The 553-nt window shown below is 57.3% G+C and carries 2 protein-coding genes; both read right to left on the minus strand.

Annotation, left to right across the window (positions count from 1 at the left end):
- Positions 1-331, minus strand: a 331-nt coding sequence (locus ACSBQV_RS24250) for an MlaD family protein (protein WP_434991576.1), incomplete at its 3' end; no start/stop codon positions are given.
- Positions 318-553: paraquat-inducible protein A (locus tag ACSBQV_RS24255; RefSeq protein ID WP_195904478.1), on the minus strand; the 236-nt coding region annotated here is incomplete at its 5' end. The genes ACSBQV_RS24255 and ACSBQV_RS24250, both read right to left, overlap by 14 nt.

Genomic DNA, 553 nt, shown 5'->3' on the forward strand with positions numbered 1-553 from the left:
GCGGCTTCACCACCCAGAAGGCGGAATCCTGGCGCAGCAATTTCTCCATGCCGGCATTGAGACGCGCCTGCACCATCACCTTGCTCAGGTCATCGCTCAACGTGACGGTTTCCACCACGCCGACGTCAACGCTGCGGCTTTTGATTTTGGTTTTACCCGCTTCCAGCCCTTCCGCCGTCGTGGTCACCAGCGTCACTACCGGCCCCTGATGGCTAAAGTGGTAAAACAGGATCCAGGCGCCGATCAACGCGGTCACGATGGGAATGATCCACACCGGCGACCAGCGTTTGATCTTCTCGACGTCCGCGACGCTATGATTATTTTCCGTCACCTTGCGGCTCCTTGTTTATTGTTTCACTTGCGCGATCCCAGGTCAGCCGGGGATCAAATGTCATGGCGGCGAACATGGTGAGGATCACCACCAGCGCGAACAGCACGGCGCCCGTCGCGGGATAAATGCTCATCAACTGCCCCATTCGCACCAACGCCGACAACACGGCGATCACAAACACGTCGATCATTGACCAACGACCAACGAATTCGACCACTTCAT

Source organism: Serratia sp. B501, assembly GCF_051172315.1.
GTDB lineage: Bacteria > Pseudomonadota > Gammaproteobacteria > Enterobacterales > Enterobacteriaceae > Serratia > Serratia ureilytica.